The organism is Haloleucobacter ellipsoideus (assembly GCF_052491725.1).
Genome location: NZ_JBQWAR010000020.1, coordinates 145001 through 169607 on the forward strand (window position 1 = coordinate 145001; position 24607 = coordinate 169607).

The 24607-nt window shown below is 63.8% G+C and carries 18 protein-coding genes, 1 tRNA gene and 1 pseudogene (1 of these 20 only partly in view); 6 read left to right on the forward strand and 14 right to left on the reverse strand.

Going from position 1 to position 24607, the window contains the following annotated elements; genetic code table 11:
* On the forward strand, positions 1 to 335 hold the 3' end of the coding sequence (locus ACT6QG_RS12575; RefSeq protein WP_444977918.1) for a peptidoglycan DD-metalloendopeptidase family protein. Its footprint begins 1579 nt before the window's first position; only the last 335 of its 1914 coding nucleotides appear in the window; the start codon falls outside the window, past its left edge; its stop codon occupies positions 333 to 335.
* 474 nt (positions 336 to 809) lie between these two features.
* The gene (locus ACT6QG_RS12580; protein ID WP_444977919.1) at positions 810 to 3308 is read left to right on the forward strand and encodes a glycosyltransferase; all 2499 of its coding nucleotides are present in this window, start codon (positions 810 to 812) and stop codon (positions 3306 to 3308) included.
* Positions 3309 to 3415: 107 nt separating this feature from the next.
* Here ACT6QG_RS12580 and ACT6QG_RS12585 read toward each other — a convergent pair whose 3' ends face one another.
* The 6 genes from ACT6QG_RS12585 to ACT6QG_RS12610 all read right to left on the reverse strand — a co-directional run bounded on the left by ACT6QG_RS12585 (position 3416) and on the right by ACT6QG_RS12610 (position 11380).
* Positions 3416 to 4240 (reverse strand): exodeoxyribonuclease III, encoded by an 825-nt coding sequence (locus ACT6QG_RS12585; protein WP_444977920.1) that lies wholly within the window; start codon positions 4238 to 4240, stop codon positions 3416 to 3418.
* 125 nt (positions 4241 to 4365) lie between these two features.
* A complete protein-coding gene (locus ACT6QG_RS12590; protein ID WP_444977921.1) occupies positions 4366 to 5322 on the reverse strand; it encodes a LolA family protein in 957 nt (318 codons plus the stop codon).
* A gap of 160 nt (positions 5323 to 5482) precedes the next feature.
* Positions 5483 to 7939, reverse strand: a complete 2457-nt coding sequence (locus ACT6QG_RS12595; RefSeq protein ID WP_444977922.1) for a DNA translocase FtsK — start codon at positions 7937 to 7939, stop codon at positions 5483 to 5485.
* 13 nt (positions 7940 to 7952) lie between these two features.
* The gene (locus tag ACT6QG_RS12600) at positions 7953 to 9170 is read right to left on the reverse strand and encodes an aminotransferase class I/II-fold pyridoxal phosphate-dependent enzyme (RefSeq protein WP_444977923.1); all 1218 of its coding nucleotides are present in this window, start codon (positions 9168 to 9170) and stop codon (positions 7953 to 7955) included.
* Positions 9171 to 9355: 185 nt separating this feature from the next.
* On the reverse strand, positions 9356 to 10306 hold the full coding sequence (locus ACT6QG_RS12605) for a bifunctional riboflavin kinase/FAD synthetase (RefSeq protein WP_444977924.1): 951 nt from the start codon (positions 10304 to 10306) through the stop codon (positions 9356 to 9358).
* Between the two features lie 165 nt (positions 10307 to 10471).
* On the reverse strand, positions 10472 to 11380 hold the full coding sequence (locus ACT6QG_RS12610; RefSeq protein ID WP_444977925.1) for a TIGR01459 family HAD-type hydrolase: 909 nt from the start codon (positions 11378 to 11380) through the stop codon (positions 10472 to 10474).
* A 187-nt stretch (positions 11381 to 11567) separates the two neighbouring features.
* Here ACT6QG_RS12610 and ACT6QG_RS12615 point away from each other — a divergent pair.
* From ACT6QG_RS12615 to ACT6QG_RS12625, 3 genes and pseudogenes are all read left to right on the forward strand, one after another.
* Positions 11568 to 11641, forward strand: a tRNA-Gly gene (locus ACT6QG_RS12615).
* A gap of 240 nt (positions 11642 to 11881) precedes the next feature.
* Positions 11882 to 12130, forward strand: a pseudogene (locus ACT6QG_RS12620) (Arm DNA-binding domain-containing protein); the annotation flags it as partial.
* 47 nt (positions 12131 to 12177) lie between these two features.
* Positions 12178 to 12540, forward strand: a complete 363-nt coding sequence (locus tag ACT6QG_RS12625; RefSeq protein WP_444978307.1) for a hypothetical protein — start codon at positions 12178 to 12180, stop codon at positions 12538 to 12540.
* A 104-nt stretch (positions 12541 to 12644) separates the two neighbouring features.
* Here the strand turns inward: ACT6QG_RS12625 and ACT6QG_RS12630 are convergent, their stop codons facing one another.
* The 6 genes from ACT6QG_RS12630 to ACT6QG_RS12655 all read right to left on the reverse strand — a co-directional run bounded on the left by ACT6QG_RS12630 (position 12645) and on the right by ACT6QG_RS12655 (position 18640).
* A complete protein-coding gene (locus ACT6QG_RS12630) occupies positions 12645 to 14021 on the reverse strand; it encodes a CoA transferase (protein ID WP_444977926.1) in 1377 nt (458 codons plus the stop codon).
* A gap of 214 nt (positions 14022 to 14235) precedes the next feature.
* Entirely contained in the window at positions 14236 to 14634 is a 399-nt protein-coding gene (locus tag ACT6QG_RS12635; protein ID WP_444978279.1) for a TSUP family transporter, read from the reverse strand.
* A gap of 95 nt (positions 14635 to 14729) precedes the next feature.
* Positions 14730 to 15233: a flavin reductase family protein gene (locus tag ACT6QG_RS12640; RefSeq protein WP_444977927.1), complete on the reverse strand. Its 504-nt coding sequence runs from the start codon at positions 15231 to 15233 to the stop codon at positions 14730 to 14732.
* 203 nt (positions 15234 to 15436) lie between these two features.
* Positions 15437 to 16480, reverse strand: coding sequence for a methionine synthase (locus ACT6QG_RS12645; RefSeq protein WP_444977928.1), 1044 nt, complete (start codon positions 16478 to 16480; stop codon positions 15437 to 15439).
* A 38-nt stretch (positions 16481 to 16518) separates the two neighbouring features.
* A complete protein-coding gene (locus ACT6QG_RS12650) occupies positions 16519 to 17496 on the reverse strand; it encodes a DUF1852 domain-containing protein (RefSeq protein WP_444977929.1) in 978 nt (325 codons plus the stop codon).
* Positions 17497 to 17767: 271 nt separating this feature from the next.
* Positions 17768 to 18640 carry a LysR family transcriptional regulator gene (locus tag ACT6QG_RS12655; protein WP_444977930.1) on the reverse strand — a complete coding sequence of 291 codons (873 nt, stop codon included), beginning with the start codon at positions 18638 to 18640 and terminating at the stop codon, positions 17768 to 17770.
* A 272-nt stretch (positions 18641 to 18912) separates the two neighbouring features.
* Here ACT6QG_RS12655 and ACT6QG_RS12660 point away from each other — a divergent pair, with 272 nt between their 5' ends.
* Positions 18913 to 22314, forward strand: coding sequence for an acyl-[ACP]--phospholipid O-acyltransferase (locus tag ACT6QG_RS12660; RefSeq protein WP_444977931.1), 3402 nt, complete (start codon positions 18913 to 18915; stop codon positions 22312 to 22314).
* Positions 22315 to 22601: 287 nt separating this feature from the next.
* Here the strand turns inward: ACT6QG_RS12660 and ACT6QG_RS12665 are convergent, their stop codons facing one another.
* Positions 22602 to 23930 carry a TRAP transporter large permease gene (locus ACT6QG_RS12665; RefSeq protein ID WP_444977932.1) on the reverse strand — a complete coding sequence of 443 codons (1329 nt, stop codon included), beginning with the start codon at positions 23928 to 23930 and terminating at the stop codon, positions 22602 to 22604.
* A complete protein-coding gene (locus ACT6QG_RS12670) occupies positions 23927 to 24604 on the reverse strand; it encodes a TRAP transporter small permease (RefSeq protein WP_444977933.1) in 678 nt (225 codons plus the stop codon). The genes ACT6QG_RS12665 and ACT6QG_RS12670 overlap by 4 nt, the downstream gene beginning before the upstream one ends.
* Positions 24605 to 24607 lie beyond the last annotated feature (3 nt).

Here is a 24607-nt window from a genome sequence, read left to right on the forward strand (position 1 = left end):
AGCACATCACCATCCAGCATGCCAATGGCTATGAGACCACCTATTCGCACCAGTCCGGTTTTGCCCGCGGCATTCGGGTCGGGGGAACTGTCCGGCAGGGGCAGGTGATCGGCTATATCGGCTCAACCGGCCTCTCAACCGGGCCCCACCTTCATTATGAAGTGAAGATCAACGGCAACTTTGTGGATCCGCTGCGTATCCGCCTGCCGCGCGGCCGCGCCCTGCGCGGGAAGATGCTGTCCGAGTTCCAGAAGGAACGTGAACGCATTGATGCCCTGATGAATCACGGTCAGGCACCCGCACGCATTGCCGAGGCCGACCAGAGCAAGGACTGATACCGGGCGGCTTCCATGCCGCCCGTTTCCTGAACCCTGAAAACCTTCACATGATCAGCGGACGGGAAACCGTACCGCCCCTTCGTGCTGCCCGCTCCTCCCCTGAGGGCCCTTACGGCGCATCCTCCCGTGCGGACGCGACCGCTCTCCTCCAGATCCCCGACCCCACTCTATCAGGGCTGCTTTCAAGTGGCGGGAGACATGAATCTCCGTTTTGGTCAGGACAGGTTTCGCACCGGACATAAAACAGAATATACCTATGATTGCAGAATATATAATTACAACCATTGATAGAATTATCTGATTTTTGCCCCATTAAACATTCAGACATGAAGATATGAGACTGGTTTCAACACCATCATTCTGTTCGCATGTCTGATATATATTGACACACCCCCTTTCGCCGGAGCACCACGCTGCAATTGTTCCAGTGATTTGACGAGACGAAGTGACCCGAAGTTCTGCAAGGCTGAGATGAAAGATACAGTTCGGCGCATCACCGCTCTTCTCGGCACCATGACGCCCGGCTCTCGGAAGAAGAAGCGGCGCCACCCCATGCTTTCAGATGGCATGGTGGAAACCATCCGCGCCATCTTCGATGCAAAATGGTATGGGGCGCAGTATCCGCATGTGATCCGCGCCCAGCACGACCCTTTCAAGCATTTCATCTGGCACGGCATCGGCGAGGGCCTTGCCCCCAATGCCTTCTTTCTCTCCCCCTGGTATCTCGACAGATACAAGGACGTGCGCGATGCCGGCGTTCCGCCGATCATTCACTATCTGAAGCATGGCGCGGCAGAGGGGCGCGATCCGCATCCGGATTTTGATGCAGCCTGGTATGTCTCGCAGCATCCGAAGGCGAAGGCCAATCCGCTGCTGTTCCACATGAAGGTGGGGCTCAAGCGAGGCTGGCCCACCCGCCGCTCGTTCGATATCAATGGCTATCTGCCAACCAGGGGCCCGGCTCCCAAACCGCCGGAAGGGCTGGTGGCGGACATCGTCGTGCCGGTCTACCGGGGTCTTGCCGAAACACGGCGGTGCCTTGAATCCGTGCTGGCCGACAAGACCCGCCCGGAAGGCCGCATCATCGTCATCGATGACTGCTCGCCGGAGCCGGAGCTGTCGCAATGGCTGGAGACACTGGCTGCCAGCGGCGCCATCACGCTGCTGCGCAATGAGGTGAATCTGGGCTTTGTCCGCAGCGTCAATCGCGGCATGACGGAAGCGGCTGGCCATGATGTGCTGCTGCTGAACAGCGATACGCAGGTGCCCCAGGGCTGGCTTTACCGTCTGGCCAGCCATGCCTGGGCAGGCGAGCGCACCGGCACTGTCACGCCTTTTTCCAACAATGCCACCATTTGCAGCTACCCGACACCGCAAGGCGACCATCTGCCGGAGGGCTACGACCTTCACCGCCTTGATGATGCATTCCGCCGCGCCAATCCGGGCCGTTCTGTCGATATTCCGACCGCCGTGGGTTTCTGCATGTATATCCGGCGGGACTGCCTCGATGAGGTCGGCCTGTTCGATGCAGATGCCTTCGGGCGCGGATATGGCGAGGAGAATGATTTCTGCCTGCGGGCCAGCGCACTGGGCTGGGAACATCTTCTGGCCTGCGACACCTATGTCTTTCATGAAGGCGAGGTGAGCTTCGGCAAGGGTGACCATCTGCGCGATCAGGCGCTGAAGGTGCTGACAGCGCGCCATCCCGGTTATGAGCGCCTCGTCAGCCGGCACATCCATGCCAACCCCGCCGCCCCCAGCCGCTATGCCGCCTCGGCCATGCTGCTGCGCCAGAGCGGCCTGCCCGTCATCCTGTTTGTCACCCATGGGCTTGGCGGCGGCACGGAGCGCCATGTGCAGGATCTGGTCGCGGGCCTGAAAGGGCGTGCGGAATGCCTGATCCTGCGGCCGAACGAATGGGGATGCGATCTTTGCTTTCCCGGCATTCCCGGCCTGCCCTGCCTGAGCTTTGCGGCCCATCACCTGCCCAAGCTCATCACCTATCTGCATGCCTGCAAGGTGCAGCGCATCCATATTCATCACCAGATCGGCTTTGGCGATTTCACGCGCAATCTCGTCCGGCAGAGCCGGTTGCCATTCGATCTGACCATCCATGATTATTATCCGGTCTGCCCGCAGATCAACCTGATCTCCTCCCTCACCGAGCGCTATTGCGGTGAGCCGGATGCCGATGTCTGCAATGCATGCATTGCCTTCAGCCCCATTCATGGCGCAACCGACATTGCCAGCTGGCGCCAGCAGCACCGCTGGATGTTTGATGAGGCCGAGCGCGTTCTGTGTCCCACCCGTGACACGATGCTGCGCCTGCAACGCATGGGCATGCCCGGAAACATGATGGTGGTGCCGCATGAGCCCGTACAGGGCCGGCACTGGCCGGAAATGGCCGAGCCGCTCTCCCCGGACCAGCCGATGCGCGTCGCCATTCTGGGCACCCTCGCCCCGCACAAGGGGGCGGCGGCGGTTCGCAATACGGTTCTGGCCGCGGGGGACAAGCCGCTGGAATTCGTGCTCATCGGGGTCAGCGAACCCGGGCTGGATATTCCCTCAGGCCTTGCCTATCGCGAAACCGGCCGCTACCGGGATGGCGACCTGATGGAACTGATCCGCCAGCAGGCCCCTCACCTCATCTGGTTTCCGGCCCTGTGCCCGGAAACCTACAGCTACACCCTGTCTGCGGCCATCGCGAGCGGCCTGCCCATCATCGCCAGCAATCTGGGCGCCTTTCCCGAACGGCTGAGCCAGCATCCCAAAAGCATTCTGGTGCCGCCGTCCGAAAGCGCCGTGGCATGGCTTTCCGCCTTCAACCAGATCCGCGAGGTGATGCTGAATGCGCCCTCGACAACGACATCCTCGCCGCGCCCGACAAGCGAGCCCTTCTATCCGGATGCCTATCTCCAGCCCCTGAAGAGCCAGCCGGCCGACAATTTCATGGAGCGCTCCGCGTCCTGACGAAGGAAAGGGCACTGCGCCAGCCCCGACCCCGCCGTGCGGCAACATCCGCTATCGTCCGGCTGTTATCAGCATCCAGCGGCTGAAGCGGCTGGCACGCGCATGTCTCAGGGTGCGAAGGTGAGCGCCACCGGCACATGATCGGACGGCTTTTCCCAGCCGCGCGCCTCCTTCAGCACCGCCATGGCGCGGGCATGGGGCGCAAGCGCGGCATTGGCCCAGACATGATCCAGGCGCCGGCCACGATCACTCGCCATGAAATCGCGCGAGCGATAGCTCCACCAGGTGAACAGCTTGTCCTGCGGGGGCACGAAACGGCGCATCGTATCCACCCAGCCCCCCGCCTGTTGCAGCCGGTTCAGCTTCTCAACCTCGATCGGGGTATGGCTGACAACCTTCAGAAGCTGGCGATGGCTCCACACATCCGTTTCCAGCGGTGCGATGTTCAGATCGCCCACCATCACGGCATAATGCTCCTGCGCCGCGGCATCGGCCAGCAGCAGCGGGCTGGAGGTCATCTGGTCCAGAAAGCCCAGCTTGTGCTCGAATTTGGGGTTGATGGTCACATCCGGCTCATCCCCGCCGGCCGGCACGTAGAAATTATGGACAGTGAGCGGCTTGTCCAGCCCGGCATCCGTCCCCAGCGTCACCGCCACATGGCGCGCCTCGCCCCTGGTGCAGAATTCCCCGCGGGTGATCTGGGTGAAGGGGTGGCGCGACAGGGTCGCGACCCCGTGCCAGCCCTTCTGCCCATTCAGGGCAATATGGTCAAAGCCCAGCTCCCGCACGGCCTTCAGCGGAAACTTGTCATCCTGACACTTGGTTTCCTGAAGGCAGAGCACGTCCGGCTTCAGCGTTTCCACCACCATGCGCAGCAGATCAAGCCGGATGCGGATGGAGTTGATGTTCCATGTGCAGATGGTGAGGGACAAGGCAGCCTGCGCATTCATGAAAGAAGGAGGCTTTGGCTTACCCCCAGCCGCGCGGCGGGGCAAGGGGCCGGCATGGCGAACAGGGCGCGGCCAGATGCCGGAGACCCTGCCCTGCCCGCGCCGGTCTAGCGCATCCGCTCGAAATTGATGACGAACAGACGCGGGTCCGGGTTGGTGTTCGGCTTGGCGCTGGTCAGCGTCACCTGCGTGTCATAGCCCTGCGGATCCGTGATGATCCACTGCTTCAGCGCGCCGCTCTTCACATCGAACAGCAGCAGAAGCCGGTAGGTGCCTACCATCGGCACGCTCTGCTGCATCACCACGGTGACGAAACGCTCATCCTGGAAGATGTCCGTCACATGCCTGTCCCGCGCCAGATCCACCTGCTGTGCCAGCAGGAAGCGCAGCGGGGTCTGGCCCAGCGGGGTGATGTCCTGCGTATTCAGCCGGCGGTCCCGCACGGCGACAGACTGCCCGTTGGCGATCAGCTCGATGGGGCTTGGATCATCATACTGGAAGCGCACGCGGCCGGGCTTCTGCATGTAGAAGTCCCCCGTGCGCCGGGTGCCGTCCGGGTCGGTCTGGGTGAAGGTGCCGGTCATCGACTGGACGGAGTTGTAATAGTCGGTGATGCGCTGGATGGTGGCCGGGGTTGCCCGCCCGTTCACCGGAGCCTGAATATCCGCACCAGCCTGGCGGGAAGGCGCTGGCGGGGCGCCCATTTCGGGGTTTCCGGTTGCCATGCCGCCCACCACCGGCGTGCCGCCCAGCTCTGCCGGCCGGGGCGGCGGCAGGGGCGCACCACCCGAAGTGACCTGCTGTTCAGGAACAGGCGCGCCGCCCCCGAAGACTCCCCCGGAAGGAGCCGGGGCCGGCGGAGCGCTCTGTTCCCAGCCGGCGGGCGGAGCCATTTGCGGGGCGGGTTCAGGAGCCTGCTGTTGCTGCGGCTTGAAGATCTTGTCCAGCGTGTTGGTCAGAAAGTCCTGCGCCCGTGCCGTGGATGCGGATGCGCACAGCCCCGACGCCAGGGTCACGACGAGAATCAACCCGCCTGTCAGCGCGCGTGAGCGGTTCGGCAACATATTGAAATCTCTGACACGAGGACGGATCACGACGGCGGGGCACTCGCTGGTGAGAAGCGTACAGAGGCGAAACAGGACCTCTTCTAGAGCAAGCCTATGGCAATCCTGTGGTTTGCCTGTGTGACACAGACGCAAAGGGGGGCGCAAGCACCCCCCGGCCTTATTCAGCAGCTTCTTCCGGCAGCAGGATTTCCCGCTTTCCGGCATGGTTCGGCGGGCTGATGATCCCCTCATCCTCCATCCGCTCCACCAGTGAGGCGGCGCGGTTATAGCCAATCTGCAACCGGCGCTGGATATAGGAGGTGGAGCATTTGCGGTCCCGCATCACCACCGCGATCGCCTGATCATAAAGATCATTGCCGGGCGCGCCGAAGCCTCCCCTGTCGAACACCGCGCCATCCTCCTCATCATCCTCACCCGAGGCGGTGATGTCGTCGAGATAGGCGGGGGTGCCCTGCGTTTTCAGATGCGCCACCACTTCCTCCACCTCCTCGTCGGAAACGAAGGGGCCATGCACGCGGGTGAGGCGGCCGCCGCCGGCCATATAGAGCATGTCCCCCTGCCCCAGCAGCTGTTCGGCGCCCATTTCACCAAGGATGGTGCGGCTGTCGATCTTGCTGGTCACCTGGAAGGAGATGCGGGTGGGGAAATTGGCCTTGATGGTGCCGGTGATGACATCCACCGAGGGGCGCTGGGTGGCCATCACCAGATGGATGCCGGCAGCACGCGCCATCTGGGCGAGACGCTGGATCGCGCCCTCGATTTCCTTGCCCGCGACCATCATCAGGTCGGCCATCTCGTCCACTACCACGACGATATAGGGCAGAGCCTCAAGGTTCATTTCCTCGCGCTCATAGATGGCCTCGCCGGTTTCATGGCAGAAGCCGGTCTGCACCGTGCGGGCCACGGTCTCACCCTTCTCGGTGGCTTCGCGCACGCGGGCATTGAAGCCGTCAATATTGCGCACGCCGAGCTTGGACATCTTCTTGTAGCGGTCCTCCATCTCGCGCACCGCCCATTTCAGGGCCACCACCGCCTTTTTCGGATCGGTGACGACGGGCGCGAGAAGATGGGGAATGCCATCATAGACGGACAGCTCCAGCATCTTGGGGTCGACCATGATGAAGCGGCATTCTTCCGGCTTCATGCGGTAGAGCAGGCTCAGGATCATGGTGTTGATGGCCACCGACTTGCCCGAGCCGGTGGTGCCGGCCACCAGCAGATGCGGCATGCGGGCCAGATCGACGATCGTCGGTTCGCCATCAATGGTCTTGCCAAGCGCGATCGCCAGCTTCTGGCCGGAATCGCCGAAGTCACGGGTGGCCAGCATCTCGCGCAGCAGCACCTTCTCGCGCTTCGGGTTGGGCAGCTCGATGCCGATGACATTGCGGCCGGGGACCACCGCAACGCGGGCGGAAATGGCGCTCATGGAACGGGCGATGTCATCCGCCAGCCCGATCACGCGGGAGGACTTGATGCCGGGCGCGGGCTCCAGCTCATAAAGGGTGACCACCGGGCCGGGGCGCACATTCACGATCTCGCCCCGCACGCCGAAATCCTCCAGCGTGTTTTGCAGCAGCGCTGCGGAGTCGTTCAGCGCCTCCTGGCTCTGCGCCGGCCTGTTCTGGGCCGGGGGTGCGGTCAGGATATCGAGAGAGGGGAACATGTAGCGGCCCGAGGCACGCCCACGGCTTCCGCGCGGCGCACGGCGGCCCGCGGGCGGGGCCAGCGGATCCTCGTCCTCCAGATCCTGCGCGGAAAAGGCCGCGGCGGCCGCTTCCACGGGGCTTGCAGAACGCCCGCCGAGACTCGGCTCAAGACGGGACACGCCCGGTGCCACCGGAGCCGGCGCCTTCCTGCGCACAGGGCGCAGCCGGGCACCGAACAGGCGGGCCTTGAGCATGAGGAACATATGGGTCAGCGCACCGAGGGAGATGGCCGCATTGTCCTCCTCATCCTCGTCATCAGTGCTGTCCTCGTCCCATTCATCCGCGGTTTCCACCAGCGGCGTGCGCCGTCCCCCGGCAAGGGCGAGAAACAGCCCGCCAGCTCCAAGAACCGCCCCGATGGCGCCAAGCACCAAATGGCCGATGGCCGCGGTTGCCCCGGTGCCGAACAGATTGGCAAGGCGCAGGAACAGGTCGCCAATCGCGCCCCCCATTCCGGTTGTGGTCGGCCAGCTGTCCAGCCGGGGCATCGCGCCCAGAAACACACATGCGCCGAGCAGGCCCACCATCCATGCGGCGAAGCGCAGTTTCTCCGCGCTGAAGGGACGATGGGTCACCAGACGCCAGCCCCAGTAGAGCAGCGGCAGCACCAGCGCCAGCGATGCCAGCCCGAAAAGCTGCATCAGCAGATCGGCAAGGATCGCCCCCGGCCGGCCCAGCAGGTTCTCCACCTGCGCATTGGTGGCGTTGGAAAAGCTCGGGTCACTGGCAGACCATGTGCCCAGCGCCACAAGCGCCAGCAGGCCCACGCCGATGACCGCAAGGCCAATGGCCTGCCGGCTGCGCCGGCGCACGGCCAGCCGCACGCTCTCGGGAATGAAGTCGAAGCGCGAGGACTGCAATTGCATGCGCGAATGCATCACGGCGTCCACTTGTGTGCGGCGTGCCATGGCCTGCTCTCCCTCAGTCCAGTGCGGCGACGAGGCGCTGCAACACCTCCTCGCTGGTTGAAAGGTCATGCACCAGCGCCACCCGCAGCCAGTTCTGGCAAGGATTGACGCCGGTCAGATCACGACGGGCTAGATAACCGCCCGGAACGGTACGCAGCCCCTGCTCGCGCCACAGCTTCAGCGCGGCCGCCTCGCCCCCGCTCAGGCTCCCGCTCGCCAGATGGGAGACATCGAGCCACAGGAAGAAGCCGCCACCGGGCCGCTCATAGCCATAGCGCCCGGCCAGAATCCGGTCCGCCAGATCGAACTTGGCGACATAAAGCGCGCGGGAAGCCTCCACATGCGCCTCATCCTCCAGCGCGGCGATGCCCACCGCCTGCAAGGGCTCCGGCACCTGCGGGGCGGCCACCCAGCGAAAGGCGAGGAACGCCTTCAGGAATTCCGGATCACCCGCGCAGAAGCCGCAGCGCAACCCCGGAAGGGACGAGCGCTTGGACAGGGAGTTGAAGGTCACGGCGCGGCTGTAATCCCCCCCGGCGACCTCCAGAATGCCCGTGGGCTTTTCAGCCCCCAGATAGATTTCCGAATAGCACTCGTCCGAGAACAGATAGGCCCCATGCCGGCGCGCCAGCTCCAGCACCCGGGCCAGATAGGCTGGCGCCGCGATGGAGCCCTGCGGATTGGCGGGCGAGGCCAGATAGATCGCCACCGTGCGGGCCAGAAGCTCAGGCTCCAGCGCATCCAGATCCGGCAGCCAGCCGCTGTCACGGTGCGTGGGCACCACCACCGCCTCGCATCCCGCGGCCTCGGCGCCGGCGGCATAGGCCGCATAGAAAGGGTTTGGCAACAGCATCACCGGGCGGGACTTGTCCGCACCGGCAAGACGGCGCGCCACCAGTGCCGCGGAGAACAGCCCCTCCCGCGAGCCATTCAGCGCCAGAACCTCGCTGGCAGGATCAACCGGACGGGCAAGGCTGTAGCGTCGGTTCAGCCAGTTGGCCGCCGCCTCCCGGAAGGGGAGCGTGCCCTCGGCGCGCGGATAGTGACCAAAGCCGGGCAGCGCGGCCTGCAAGACGGGGCCGACAAAGCCGGGCATGGCATGCTGCGGCTCCCCGACAGCCGCGCTCAGGGGCGCGCGTGCAGGCTCGGTCTGCGCCAGAAGCTCGGCGAGACGGATGAAGGGAGAGCGGCGCTCGTTTTCCGGCGCGGATGGAATGGCAGTGGCGGACAAGGGTGGCAGCCTTAACTCGCAGCATGAAGAAGTGATGCTGACTGTGGGCGTCCGCCGGTTAAGGTGTGGCTAACTCAAACTGCAAATCTGGTGCGGGAGAGCACTTTTTGTCCCTTTTCTGACAATCCGCCACCCCTGCCGTTGCGGCAGGGACGAAAAGACGAATCCCGTCCCTCACCGGCCGATCAGCGCGGCTCCAGAATTTCTCGCGCCCGGCGCGCATCCTCCCGGATCTGCTCCACCAGCGCCTCCACCCCGTCGAATTTCAGCTCCGGCCTCAGCCAGGAGATGAGGTCCACCTGCAGGGTCTCGCCATAGAGATCCCCGGTGAAATCGAAGATATGAACCTCGAGCAACGCCGCGCCATTGTCGAATGTCGGGCGGCGGCCATAGCTTGCCACGCCATCATGCCAGCCCTGCGGGGTGTGCACGCGCACCGCATAGATGCCGAAAGCCAGCGAGATATCCGGCCCCAGCGCCAGATTGGCGGTGGGAAAGCCGAGATCGCGCCCCAGCTTCTGCCCATGCTGCACCGGCGCGGAAACGCGGAAAGGGCGCCCCAGCATGTGGGCGGCATGGCCCACCTGCCCTTCCGCCAGTGCCCGGCGAATGGTGGTGGAGGAAATGGGATCCCCCTCATCCAGCAGCGCCTCGACGATGGTCACATCAAATCCATATCGCGCGCCCGCCTCTTTCAGAAAGGCGGGAGAGCCGGACCGGCCCTTGCCGAAATGGAAATCAAACCCCACCACGGCGCCGCTGATCTGGTACCGCTCCACCAGAATGGTGCGCACGAAATCTTCCGCTCCAAGACTGGCCAGTGCGGTATCAAAAGGCAGCACGATGGAGCCGGCCAGCCCGCTCTGGCCAATGAGCGCGAGCTTCTCCGCCTCCGGCGTGAGGCGGAAAGGCGCGGAAGCCGGATTGAAGAAACTGCGCGGATGCGGCTCGAAGGTGAGCGCCAGCGCCTTCACCCCCTTTTCCTGCGCCATGCGCTGCGCAGCGGCAAAAACCGCGCGATGGCCACGATGCACCCCGTCAAAATTGCCGATCGCCAGAACCGGCCGCGCGCATGACGCAGGCAGGGGAGCGGAACCATGCACAAGAACGGGGAAGGGAGACGAAGAAGAAGGCATCGGCATTCAGATCCCGCCGGCAGGCAGATGGACATATGTGGCGCGCACGGAAGCCGGGTGGCCTGCTCCATGCGCGATCCTGCACATATCATGGGGAAGGCACCGCGCGCACCCCTGCTGCAGTGTCAATCCACGCACAGCCGGGCCAGACATGTGCAGCCGCACCTACCAGGACAGGCGGGACATGACGCCTCGCGGCCGGGGCTGGCCCTCGAACAGGGCAGCAAGAGCGCCTTCATCCGGGGCGGTCTCGTCATCCGCCCGCAAATCCTGCGCATGAATGCCCGCCGCAATGAACAGGCTGTCCAGCCCCATGCGGCTGGCGCCCAGAATATCCGTGCGCAGGGCATCACCAATGGCCAGCACCCGGGAATGGTCGATCTGCCGGCCGCACAGGTCCGTGGCGGTCTGGAGGGCAAGGTCATAAATCGGCTGGTGCGGCTTGCCGCAATAGGCCACCTCACCGCCAATCGCCTCATAGGCGACAGCGATGGCCCCGGCGCAATAGATGAGACGCGGGCCGCGCTCCACCACAAGATCCGGATTGGCGCAGATGAAGGGCAGATCCTGCTCCCCCATCCGGGCCAGCATCTCGGCATAATCATCCGGCGTTTCCACCGTATCATCGAACAGGCCGGTGCAGACCACGCCCTGCGCTTCCTCCAGCGGCACCAGCGTCACATCCACCCCCTCGAACAGCGGCAGATCCCGCTCCGGGCCCAGATGGAACATCCGCGATCCGCTGTGCTGGGACATGAGCATGCGCGTGACATCGCCGGATGTCACAATCGCATCATAGGCGCTGCGCTGCGCGCCAAGCCCATCCAGAATGATGGAGACATAAGGATTGGGGCGCGGCGCATTGGAAACCAGCACCACGCGCGCGCCACCGGCCCGGGCCTTTTCCAGCGCCGCACAGGCGGCCGGGAAGGCGGCCACACCATTATGAATAACGCCCCAGATATCACACAGGATCACATCATAATCACCGGCGAATGCAGACAGGCCATGGACCAGAGGCGGAGCCCCCTGCCCTGCCGGGGTGCTGCCAGACATCGCTGCGCCATCAACCATGAAGCTCTCCTTCCATCTTGCGCATGAGGTGCCACGGCTGGGCGGGAAGCTCAAGCCATCCGGCCGGAAATGTCCCTTCGGGCGGGCAGGCGCGGCGTGAAAAGATGAAAAGGGCTGTTCAAAGATGGGCCTGAATGCGCATTTGCACTTGCTGGCAGGGGAGGAGCCTGTTTATTGTGCCGGGCATGCGGGCGTAGTTCAATGGTAGAACGGCAGCTTCCCAAGCTGCATACGAGGGTTCGATTCCCTTCGCCCGCTCCACTTCAACTTTCCATGGTATTCCAAAGACGTCCACGGAGTGTTGCAAGTCATTGTCACGATTCGGCTTTTCCAGAGAACCCGCTCCAGTGACGTCCAGCGAGATCCACTGACAGCCGGTCAAAACCGGTACATCAAGTGGTACATCTCAATGCGGAGCTTCTCGATTCCGCATTGTTGCTGGGGGGAGCCGAGGCTCGATGGGAAACATGGCACTCAACTCGCTTTCATGGAGTTGGGATCATGCTTTCGGACCTCACGGTTCGCCAAGCCAAGGCGACCGGCAAGCCCTACACCCTGGCCGACACAGACGGCCTTTCCCTCTTTGTTTCAGCCACCGGTGCAAAGGCCTGGCACTTCCGCTTCTCGCGGGGCGGCAAGCGCGACCGCATGTCCTTCGGCGCGTATCCAGCACTCTCTCTGAAGAACGCCCGTACGCTTCGCGATGAAGCCCGCTCGCTGCTCGCCAAGGGCGTCAATCCCCACAGCGAACGCAAGCGCAAGCGGCACGCGATCGTCCTGGCCGGCGAGCACACCTCATGGCCGTCTACGAGCAATGGCTGGCCCATCGCTGCCTCTCGCTGGAGGAAGGACGGCAGACCAGCTTGGAACAGATCGGGCGCGTCTTCAAGAAGGACGTGTTTCCGTCGCTGCGGCACCTGACCATCTACGAGATCACCCGCGCGCACCTGCTGGACATCATCGGCACCCAGTGGTGCCAGGAAAAGCACGCCCAGGGCATTGCCCGCCTGGGTGAGCACGGGCAGCCAGGTCACGGTCCCCGCAGAGAGCGCGAACTCCCGGCCCAATTCGCCGAGAAGCGGCTGGTTGTAGTAGCTGTTGGCCACGGATGCGCCCGCCGCCAGGGCAATGGTCCGCTGCAGATGAGAGGACAAGGCTGACGTGGCAGGCATCGGTGCGGCACGCTATGCATCGCCGGGGTGACCTGGAATATCGCTCATTCAAGGGGGCCGGCCGTATCAACTCTCGGCTTGCGGACAACCTCTCACCAGTTCGGGCGATCCGTTCCCGGCGGCACTGACGGTCGCGCATAGCCGGCCGGTGTTCGCGCCAGTTGCGCGCTGGGGCACACGGCGCGCAGCAGGCCGAAGCCGGAGATTTCGGCGGCGAGCCAGGTGCTGAGGTCCGGCCTGCCGGCCCGCAGGCCCTCTTCGATGCGCCCCAGCCCGCGCAGCCAGTGCCCGGTCTGCGCCAGCGACACCTGCACGTGCCAGCTTCCCCCTTCGCGCGACTGTCGCCACAGCGCGGCGGCGGCGCCGAAAGCCATCAGGAAGCCGCTGGCCTGGTCGAGGATCTGCATCGGCAGCGCGCGCGGCTTGCCGTCGCCCGCCGCCTCGCCCTCGGCGTGGTTGAAGCCCATCGCCGTCTGCACCAGCGAATCGAAACCGCGCCGGTCGGCCCAGGGCCCTTGCGTGCCGTAGGCAGTCAGCGACACGGCGACGATGCCTGGCCGGCGCGCGGCCAGGGCCTCAGGCGAGAAGCCGAGCGCGGCCAGGCTGCCGGGCCGGTACCCCTGCGAGAACACGTGGGCGTCTTCCACGAGCCGCCACAGCGCTTCGCGCCCGGCCTCGCTGCGCAGGTCGATGTGCACCGAGCGCTTGCCGCGGCTGGTTTCGGCAATAGCAGCGATGTTGGGCAGGTTCGGTGAGTTGACCAGCATCACGTCCGCGCCGAACGAGGCCATCGCCCGCCCACCGACGGGGCCGGCCAGGATGCGCGTGAGGTCGAGCACGCGCAGGCCGGCGAGCGGCCGCTCATCGGCCGCCAGGGGCGGCAGTGCGCGCGGTGGCGCATCGGCGATTCGGGTGATGGTCATCAAGGGTTGCGAGGCCACCGCCTGACCCTGGGGCGTGGCATCCCACTCGGCGAAGCTGCGCAACGCCGTGGCCACCAGTGCGTGGTCGGCCGCGGCCTGCTCGAAGTCCAGCGCCTTCCAACCCAGCAGGGCCTGCTCTGCGTCGGCGCGTGTGGCAGTTGCTGGGTCCAGGCCCAGCAGGCGCAGCGCGCCATCGCGGTGGTGCGGGAAGTTGGTGTGGACACGCACGTAGCCATCGGCGCAGCGGTACAGGCCGGCGAACGGGTCCCACAGCTCGGGCTCCTGGCCGTCGAGCGTGAACCAGCCGGTGCATTCGGCGGCGGCGTGGGCCATGTCCACGGCGACACGCTGGCGCGGAGCACCCCGCTCATGGCCGAGTTCGCAGGCGGCGAGCGCGGCCGCGGCAATGCTGGTCTGCGCGGCGGTGCCGACGGCGAAGGACGAGGGAAACACCGGGTCGCTGCCCGTCAGCGCGATTCCGGCCAGCGCCTGCGGCGGCAGCCCGCCCAGCGACCAGAGCGCGGTCAGTGCATCGATTGGATTCATCGAAGGGACTCCTCACAGAAAGTTCGCCAATTAAATCGACACGCTACCCAGTCGGTCGAGTCGGGTTGGCAGATCCAGGCGGGAGGCAGGGTCGGCGCCGCGTTGTCCGCAAACGCAGCGGACCGCGGAAAGCAGTATCGCGCGCCATTGGCGCTGCCGGGAAGCGCCACGTTCGCATAGGTGTGGGCGTCGCGCGCCCGCTGCAAGCGATCCATCACGCGCCCGCCTCCAGTCCGAAGTACGCCGCGAGCGCCAACCGCGCGCCGGCATAGCCCCTCACGATCGCGCCCAGCAGGACCGCACTGCCTTGCGCCCAGGCGATGGACCCGGTGACGACGAAAAGCATCACCGCGGCACTGGTCACGACGGTAGCCATCGCATTCTTGACGGCGTTGGCCTCCTGGACATCGCGCACACCCAGCAAGGTCAGGATCGCCATCAGCATGATGCCCAGGCCGGCGCCGAAGTAGCCGCCATAGAGTGCGGTCAGGAACTCCACCCCCGTCGCCACCAGGTGCGGCACCTGACCGCGAGCATGCCGTTCGATGGCCTGGCGTAGCCAGGGTCCCAGGGCGAACAGAACGGTCGCGACAAGGATCAGCCACGGCACCAGACGGCTGAACTGTGCATCCCATCAGCCTGTCCGCGCATCCGCGAAGGTTCGGGTTCAAGATCCGTGCGCCGGGAGCAATCCCCTGCCCGAAAGACTCAACCCGCGCAATGCGCTGCAAGGCTGCCGAACCGGCCTGCATGATATAGCAGGGGCGCGGCTTCCGGATCATGTTCCAGATGCCTGACATGGCCCAGGAAAAGAATGTGATCGCCCGCCTCGACCTGTTGCACCACATCGGCAATCAGCACAGCCGCGGCATCGCGCAGGACAGGCAGGCCATGGCGATCCAGAAACAGGTCACTGAGTGTCTCGTCCCGTTTTCCTGCGAAATGAAGGGCATGCGGGCGCATATGATGTGAGAGGATGTTCACCGCATAGCGACCTGAAGCCTGAAGCTTGCCAAGCATTCTCGATTTGCGGTCCACCGATATGGCAATCAAAGGCGGATCAAGAGAGACGGACATGAACGCGCTGGCTGTCATGCCATGAACGCCATCGGGTGTGCAGGTGGTGATGACCGTGACGCCGGAGGCAAAGCGGCCGCAGCATTCGCGCAAGGCGTGCGGGGGAATGGTCTCCAGAAGGGTGCCAGAGGACATAGGGATCTTCTTCTGTAAAAGGGGCAGGCCCATGCCTTCAAGGCTGCACAGCCGTGAGGATCATGTTCAGCGCGGCCATTTCCGCCCGCAGGCGCCGTGGTCACGCGCGGCCCTCATGCACGGACCCGCCCCGGGGTGCGGACCGGCAGCATGCACATGCCGATAGCGCCTCGGGGCGGAAGCCGGGTCATGCCGGGTGGTGACTACTGCGCAGCGCGGGTGGCGGAGAGTTCCTGCCGCACGATTTCCGCGCCGGCGGAAAGGGCATTCAGCTTGCCCCGCGCAACATCGCGGGAAAGCGGGGCCATGCCGCAATTGGTGCAGGGATAGAGCTTGTCCGCATCCACGAACTTCAGGGCCTTGCGCAGGGTATTGGCCACATCTTCCGGAGTTTCGATCGTGTTGGTCGCCACATCAATGGCCCCGACCATCACCTTCTTGCCCCGCAGCAGCTCGATCAGATCCATCGGAACATGCGAGTTCTGGCATTCCAGCGACACCAGATCCACGCCTGACTTCCGGATGCCGGGGAAGATCTCCTCATACTGGCGCCATTCTGAGCCGAGGGTCTTTTTCCAGTCGGTATTGGCCTTGATGCCATAGCCGTAGCAGATATGGACGGCCGTCTGGCATTTCAGGCCCTCGATCGCCCGCTCCAGCGTGGCAATGCCCCAATCATTCACCTCGTCGAAGAACACATTGAAGGCGGGCTCGTCGAACTGGATGATGTCGACACCTGCCGCCTCAAGCTCCCGGGCTTCCTGATTGAGGATGGTGGCGAATTCCCAGGCGAGTTTCTCACGGCTCTTGTAGTGGGCGTCATAGAGCGTATCGATCATCGTCATCGGCCCCGGCAGGGCCCATTTGATCGGCTTGCTGGTCTGGGCGCGCAGGAATCTGGCATCCTCCACGAACACCGGCTTTTGCCGGGAAACAGCGCTGACAACAGTCGGCACGCTGGCATCATAGCGATTGCGGATCCTGACGGTTTCCCGCTTCTGGAAATCGACGCCCTCAAGATGCTCGATGAAGGTGGTGACGAAATGCTGGCGGGTCTGTTCGCCATCGCTGACGATATCGATCCCGGCACGGTCCTGCTCGGCCAGCGTCACGAGAAGCGCGTCCTGCTTGGCCGCGAGAAGATCCGCACCGTCGAGCTTCCAGGGCGACCAGAGCTTCTCCGGCTCGGCAAGCCAGGAGGGTTTCGGGAGGCTGCCGGCGGTCGACGTGGGAAGCAGTTTGGTCATGGGGCGTAACCTTATAGACTGGATATCTGTGTGTGCGTTCAGGCGGCGTATCGCGCGGACCATGCGTCCAGAATGGCACGATACGGCTTGATGAAGTGATCTTCGGCGAACCGGCCCTGCTGGACAGCCAGCTGGCTGCGCTCTTCCCGGTCATAGACGATCCGGGTCAGCGAATGGTCCTGATGCTGCAGGCTCGGCTCGAACACGTCGCCGGCCGCGGAATTGGCATTGTAGATCTCGGGACGGTAAATCTTCTGGAAGGTCTCCATCGTGGCGATGGTGCCGATCAGCTCGATATTGGTGTAATCGTTGAGCAGATCCCCGAAGAAATAGAATGCCAGCGGGGCCACGCTGTTGGGCGGCATGAAGTAGCGCACCTCCATGCCCATCTTCCTGAAATACTGCTCGGTCAGGGAGGTCTCGTTCGGCAGATATTCAAAGCCCAGAACAGGATGGTGATTTGTCGTGCGGCGATAGATCTTGTTGTGCGAGACGCTCAGGCAGATCACCGGCAATTTGTGGAAATGCGCTTTATAGGTGTCGGAAAATACGAAGCTCTTGAAGATCTTGCCGTGGAGATCGCCGAAATCGTCCGGAATGCTGAAGCCGGCGCGATCCTTGTTGTACTCCGGCAGCCTGACGCTGAAATCGTAATCGCGCACATAGGAGGAGAAGTTGTTGCCGACCAGCCCCTCGATGCGCGCGCCGCTCTTGCGGTCGACGATCGACGTCTTCAGGATTTCTATGGCCGGGAAGGCATGGCCGGTGCCGTCAATATCCAGATCGACGGAAATGATGTCCAGCTCGACACCGTAGCGGTCACTCTTGGGATTGTCCCATTGCGCAAGGCTATTGAAGCGGTTGTCGATCATCTCCAGCGCATTGCGCAGATTCTGCTGGCGGCTTTCCCCCCGCGCCAGATTGGCGAAATTGGTGGTCAGCCGCGTGCTGTCGGCGGGGGTGTAATCCTCGTTGAAAGGCAGGTTCTTGATGGTGAAGGTGAAGTCTTTGGTCATTGGAATCTGGTCTCCTGGCTTCCAAGACAAAGCCCGAGGCCGCTTCCCTCTTGCCCGGCGCTTCCCGAATGGACTTCAGGCGGGCTCAGTCAGTGGTCGACCTGTGTCGGCTAGTGCCCTCCTTATGCCGAAGCCCGAACATGAAAAAAAATGATATTCTTTCAGGAAAGCATGACATTCCGTCATGCGCTTCTGAAGCCACGCCTCACCCATGGCCCGCAGACGCTTCCGCACCACGGCCAAAGCCCCGGGCGCACCCTTCCCAGACAGATCAGACCCGGACACTTCCGGCCAGACGGATGAAGCCCTCCAGATAGCTGGCGGACATGCCCTTGCGATGCCCCAGATGGATGGACTTCGCGATCCCCTCGCCGATCCGCACGCCCTTCACCCCCTTGGCCTCGCGCAAGAGCCAGTCGGGTGTCGCGCTCACCGCGCGGCCCGAGGCCACCAGCCGCAACATCAGATCGGTTGTTTCCACCGTGCGATGACGGCGTGGCAGGGCATGGGCCGGAACCAGAAAGCGGGTATAGATGTCCAGCCTTTCGCGGGAAACGGGATAGGTGATGAGCGTTTCACTGGCCAGATCCTCGGGCTCGACCTGGAGCTTGCGGGCCAGAGGATGGGTTTCGGCGACGGCCAGAACCAGCTCGTAATCGAAGACAGGCGTATATTCGAGCCCGGGACGCTCGACCGGATCGGGGGTGACGAGAATGTCGATCTCATGGCTCAGAAGCGCGGCCAGCCCGCCGAACTGGAAGGCCGTGGTCACATCCAGATCGACATCGGGCCACTGCGCCAGAAACGGGTCCACCACCCGCATCAGCCAATCCTGGCAGGGGTGGCACTCCATCCCCACACGGATCGCGCCGCGGCGGCCGCGCGCATAATCCTCCAGCACGATCGCCCCATGTTCAAGCTGCGGCAGCACCCGCATCGCCAGCCCCAGAAGATACTCTCCGGTCAGCGTCAAACGCAGCTTGTGCCCCTCACGCTCCCAGAGCTTGACACCATGGCGCTCCTCGAACCGGCGGATGGCATGGCTGACCGCCGACTGGGTCAGGTTGAGCTGATCGGCTGCCTGGGTGAGGCTTCCTGTCCGGTCAATCTCGCGCAATATGGCCAGCGGCTGGATATCGATCATCGGGCATGACTCCTTGTCATATGCCACAGATCTAGCGCCCTCTGCCGTCAAGACCAAGCCCGCTTGCTCCCCGAGCCAGTCACACGGTGGCGGGCGAGCGCTGTTCCCTGCTGCGGCCATGCCGCAACCATGGGCCGGCACCGGCGCGCCCGCAGGTGTCAACAACATGCTGGCTCGCGGCAGGAGACCGCGATAAACCGGCAGGAACAGGAAACAGGCGACGGACACGGGCGGAAGGGTCTTCTGCGCCGTTGGATGGAACGGAGCAGAGCATGTCCCCACAGCGTGGATTAATGGGTTCGCGGCGCTTTGCGCCCTTGTTCTGGACCCAGTTCCTGGCTGCGTTCTCAGACAATTTCCTCAAGAACTCACTGGTCTTTGTGGTTCTGGCAACGCTTGCGGCAGAACAGGCGGCCTCAATCGTCACGCTGGCGGGCGCTGTCTTCATGGCGCCCTTTGTGCTGTTTTCCTCACTCGGCGGCGAAATCGCCGACAAATATGACAAGGCCGTTGTCGCCCGCTATCTGAAGGGCGCGGAAATTCTCGTGGCCATTCTGGCGGCTGCCGGCATCGGCATGGGCTCCATCCCGGTCATGATGGTCTCGCTGTTCCTGTTCGGTCTGGGCTCCGCCCTCTTCGGGCCGGTGAAATACGGCATCCTGCCGGATTATCTGGAGCGCAGCGAGCTGGCCAAGGGCAATGCGTGGATTGAAGGGGGCACCTTCATCGCCATTCTGGCCGGCACCATTCTGGCCGGCATCTCCTATTCCATGGGCGGGGGAAACGCGCTGGTTTTCGGCCTGCTTCTGGGCACCTTTGCAACGCTGGCCTTCCTCGCCAGCTGCTACATGCCCCGCACCGGATCCGGTGCGCCGGACCTGAAGATCCAGTGGAACATCGCCCGATCCTCATGGGAGATCATGCGCGATGTGTTCGAGGAGCGCAGGCTGCTGGTCACCATGCTCATGGTGTCATGGTTCTGGCTGTGCGGGGCGATCATCACCGCCATCCTGCCGCCCTTCGTGAAGAGTGTCGGCGGAAACGAGATCGACATCGCCATCTGCTTCATGGTGTTCGCGGTGTCCATCGGCATCGGCTCGGCCATTGCGGCATGGCTTTCAGCCGGGCGCATCGTGCTTTTGCAGGCGGTGTTCGGCACCCTCATCTTCGGCCTGTGCAGCCTCAACCTGTCCTGGGTGATGGGCGCGGCGCAGCCGGTGGAGGAGCCGGCCGCGACAGCCTTTTTCGCCAGTCCCCTCGCCATCAATCTGGTGGTGACCCTCTCCCTTGCGGCCATGTCCGGCGCCTTCCTCATCGTGCCGGCCTTTGCCGCATTCCAGGCATGGGCCCGGCCCGAGGCGCGCGCGCGGGCGGTGGCCGCCAACAACATCATGAACGCACTCTTCACCGTGGCGGCCACGCTGACGGCCGGCCTCGCCCAGAGGGCGGGCGCATCGCTCTCCATGGTGGCGCTGGCGCTGGGCGTGCTCTCCCTCATCGCCGCCGTGCTGATGCTTCGCCACCTGCCCACCCAGCCGCTGCGCGATGCCATCACCATCCTCTTCCGGGCCATCTTCAGGCTGGAGGTGAAGGGCATGGAGAACCTTGAGAAAGCCGGCCCCACTCCCATTCTCGCCCTCAATCACGTGTCCTATCTGGATGCGATGCTGGCGCTGGCCATCACCGAGAACGGGACGATGCGCAAGCCGGTCTTCGCCATTGATTCCACCATCGCGCAGAAATGGTGGGTGAAGCCCTTCCTGCCCATGGTCAATGCCGTGCCGCTGGACCCCACCAAGCCGATGGGTACCCGCACGCTCATCCGCCTCGTGGCGGCGGGCAACCCGCTGGTCATCTTCCCCGAGGGGCGCATCACCGTCACCGGCAGCCTGATGAAGGTCTATGATGGCGCGGCCATGGTGGCCGACCGCACCCGCTCCATGGTGGTGCCGATCAAGATTGACGGGCTGGAGCGCACCTATGCCTCGCACCTGTCTTCCATGCAGACCCGCCGCCAGCTTTTCCCCAAGGTCCGTGTCACCATCAATCCGCCCGAGAGGCTGGAGGTCGATCCCTCCATCATCGGGCGCAAGCGGCGCATGGCGGCGGGGGCAAGCCTTTATACCATCATGTCCAATCTGGTCTTCTCCACCTCCGGCAAGACCGGAACCGTGCTGGAGGAGGTGATCCGCGCGGCGGACAGTTACGGCATGGGCCGCGTGGCGGTGGAAGATCCGCTCTCCGGCGCCCTCACCTATGGCAAGCTGCTGACGGGCGCGCGGGCGCTGGGTCATGAGCTGGCCTATGTGCTGAAGGGCGAGGAGGCCGTGGGCCTGCTGCTGCCGAATGCCAATGGCGTGGCCGTGACATGGCTGGCGCTGGTCTCCGCCGGGAAGGTCCCGGCCATGCTGAACTTCTCGGCGGGCCTTCTGAACCTCCGCGCCGCCTGCAAGGCCGCGGACGTGCGCAGCATCGTCACCTCACGCGCCTTCATCGAGAAGGCCCGGCTGAAGGATGTGATGGATGCGCTGGCCCAGGATGGACTGCGTATCGTGTGGCTGGAGGATATCCGGCCGGAAATCACCCTGCGCCGCAAGATTCTGGCGCTGCTCAACCGCAGCCGCCCGCTGGTGGCCCGCACCTGTGCGGACAGGGTCTCCATCCTGTTCACCTCCGGCTCCGAGGGCACGCCCAAGGGCGTGGTGCTCACCCATGCCAACATGCTGGCAAATACCGCGCAGGCCGCAGCGCGGGTGGACTTTCACAAGGGCGACAAGGTGTTCAATGTCCTGCCCGTCTTCCACTCCTTCGGCCTCACGGCGGGCACCGTGCTGCCGCTGGTCTCTGGCGTGCCGGTCTATTTCTATCCCTCGCCGCTGCATTACCGCATCATCCCGGAGGCGATCTACTCCTCCAACGCCACCATCATCTTCGGCACGGATACCTTCCTTTCCGGCTATGCTCGCACGGCCCACCCCTATGACTTCCGCTCCATCCGCTATTGCTTCGCCGGAGCGGAGCCGGTGAAGGCCGCCACGCGCAAAACCTATATGGAGAAGTTCGGCCTGCGCATTCTGGAAGGCTATGGCGTGACCGAGGCCTCCCCCGTGATTGCGCTCAACACCCCCATGTACAACAAGGCCGGCACTGTCGGAAAACTCATGCCCGGCATCGAGCCGCGCCTTGAGCCGGTTCCCGGGGTGGAGGAAGGCGGGCGGCTGTTCATTCGCGGCCCCAACATCATGGCCGGCTATTTGCGAGTGGAAAATCCGGGCGTGCTCGAACCGCCGGAGCGCGGCTGGCATGATACCGGCGATATTGTCAGTATCGATGATGAGGGCTTTGTCACCATTCTCGGCCGCGCCAAGCGGTTCGCGAAGATTGGCGGGGAGATGATCTCGCTGGCGGCCGTGGAGGCTCTGGCCTCGGAACTGTGGCCCGGCGTGCTGCTGGCTGTCACCTCGGTGAGCGATCTGCGCAAGGGCGAGAAGCTGGTTCTGGTGGCCGAGACGGAAGAAGCCAGCCGCAGCGCCCTTCAGGCTTTCGCCCGCAAGAAGGGGGTGAGCGAACTCTCCGTTCCCGCCGAGGTGATCAAGGGCAAGGTGCCGCTTCTGGGCTCCGGCAAGCCGGATTATGTGGCGCTGAAGGAGATGGTGTTGGCGGGAACGGCCTGAACCCACGGCAGCCAGCCGGAAGGCCGCCGGAAGCGGAAGCTCCGGCGGACGGGCATGTGCATCCATGTCCGCACCGATGGGATCCCCCGCCCTCCTCCGGGGCGCGGCCTTGCCGCAACAGCTCCCGCAGCTGCCCGGAGAGAGCCGGATGGCCGCCCCCGTGGCGGGTGGCGGCAGGCTCTGCATGCCGGACGAACGCCCCACCCTGCCCCCGGAAAAAACCGGGCCTGCCCGGCTTGATGCCGGGCAGGCCCATTATTCTCAGGCACCTGTGTGAAACGAACGGATCAGTTCGTCATGCCCATCAGTCTGGGCAGGAACAGCGATATCTCGGGGATGTAGGTGATGAGCCCCAGGAAGACCAGTGCGGTGAGCAACCAGGGAATCACGGCCTTCGATACCGCTGTCAGTCCAAGTTTTGATATGGCCGAACCGACATAGAGATTGAGACCCACAGGGGGCGTGGTGAGACCGATCTCCATGTTCACGATCAGGATGATGCCGAAATGGATCGGGTCCACGCCCAGCTTCACCGCCACCGGATAGAGGATCGGCGCCATGATCAGCACGATGGCTGAGGGCTCCATCACCATGCCGATGACAAGCAGCATGATGTTGATCATCAGCAGGAAGCCGATCTTGCCCAGCCCCAGATCCACGATCCAGTCAGATAGGGATTGCGGAATCTGCTCCGAGGTGAGGATGAAGGCGAACATCACCGCATTGGTGATGATGTAGAGGAGCATCGCCGACATGCCCGCCGAGGTGAGCAGGATTTTCGGCACATCCCGCAGGCGGATGTCGCCATAGATCCACACCGCCACGATGAAGGCATAGACAGCCGAGACCGCCGCCGCCTCTGTCGGGGTGAAGATGCCGCCATAGATGCCGCCCATGATGATGACGACAAGCATCAGCCCCCAGATGCTTTCACGGAAAGCCGTGAAGCGCTCCTTCCAGCTTGCCCGCTCCAGACGCGGATAACCGCCCTTGTAGGCCCGCAGGAAGGTGGTGAAGCCCAGCATGACAGCAAGGATGAGGCCCGGAATCACACCGGCGATGAAGATGTCGCCAATGGAGGCGGAGAGCACCGTCTCGCCATTCGGCCCCTGCACCATCATGCCCGATGTCGCCACCGCATACATCACCATGACGATGGAGGGCGGAATGAGGATGCCAAGGCCACCGGCCGAAGCCACTGTTCCCACGCCGAACTGGGGCGGATAGCCCATCTTGACCATGGCCGGGATGAGAATGGAGCCAACCGCCATCACCGTGGCCGGGCTGGAGCCGGAAATGGCGGCGAACAGCGCGCAGGCCAGCACCGCGGCAAGGCCCATGCCGCCATACCAGTGCCCCACCATGGATGTGGCAAAGCGGATCATGCGTCTGGCCACCCCCCCATGGGTGAGGAAGTTGCCGGCCAGAATGAAGAACGGGATCGCCATGATCTCGAACTTCTCGATACCGGTGAACAGCTTGAGCGCGATGCTGTCCATCGGGATATTGGTGAAGGCGAACAGGAAGGTGAACACCGTCAGGCCAAGCGCGATGGAAACGGGCATGCCCGTCGCCAGCATGACCACGAGAATGGCAAAGATGATGAGGGCGGTCATGCGCGGCCTCCCTTTTCGCTATTGGGGTTGCCGGCCTTTTCCTGCTCCTTCAGGACACGCGCTTGCGCGGCCTGTTCCTCATGCACCTCGTCCACTTCCTCGTGCTCGTGGTGAGCCACATAATCATAGACGATGTAGAGATAGAGCGCCTGGATGAAGCGGAAGCACATCAGGCCGGAACCGAGCGGCACGGCGAGATAGACGAACCACATGGGAATTTCGAGGTCAGCCGAGATCTGCCCGCCCTTGCCCACATGATAGACAAAGTCCGCGCCGATCCAGGTGACGATGGCCGTGAAGATGATGCCGCCCGACATGGCGATGCAGGTGACGATCTTCTTCCAGTCATCCCGCAGGTGGTTGACCAGCATGTCCACACCCACATGGATGCCGCGGCGCACGCCATAGGCCGCGCCGAATTTCGCCATCCACACAAACAGATAGATACAGGCTTCCTGCGCCCAGGTGAGCTTGATCGAATTGATCGAGCGGAAAGCCGAACGTGCCCAGGCCATCAGCTCGGGCATGTTGTTGGCGCGTGCGTAGGACACGATATCGGCGGCGAAGCCGATGGAGAAGCGATGGACGACCGCAACAAAGATCAGCGTCACGGCCAGGGCCATGAGCAGGGAAATCAGTATTTCTTCGAAGCGGTCGAGGATGCGCAAGAACATGGC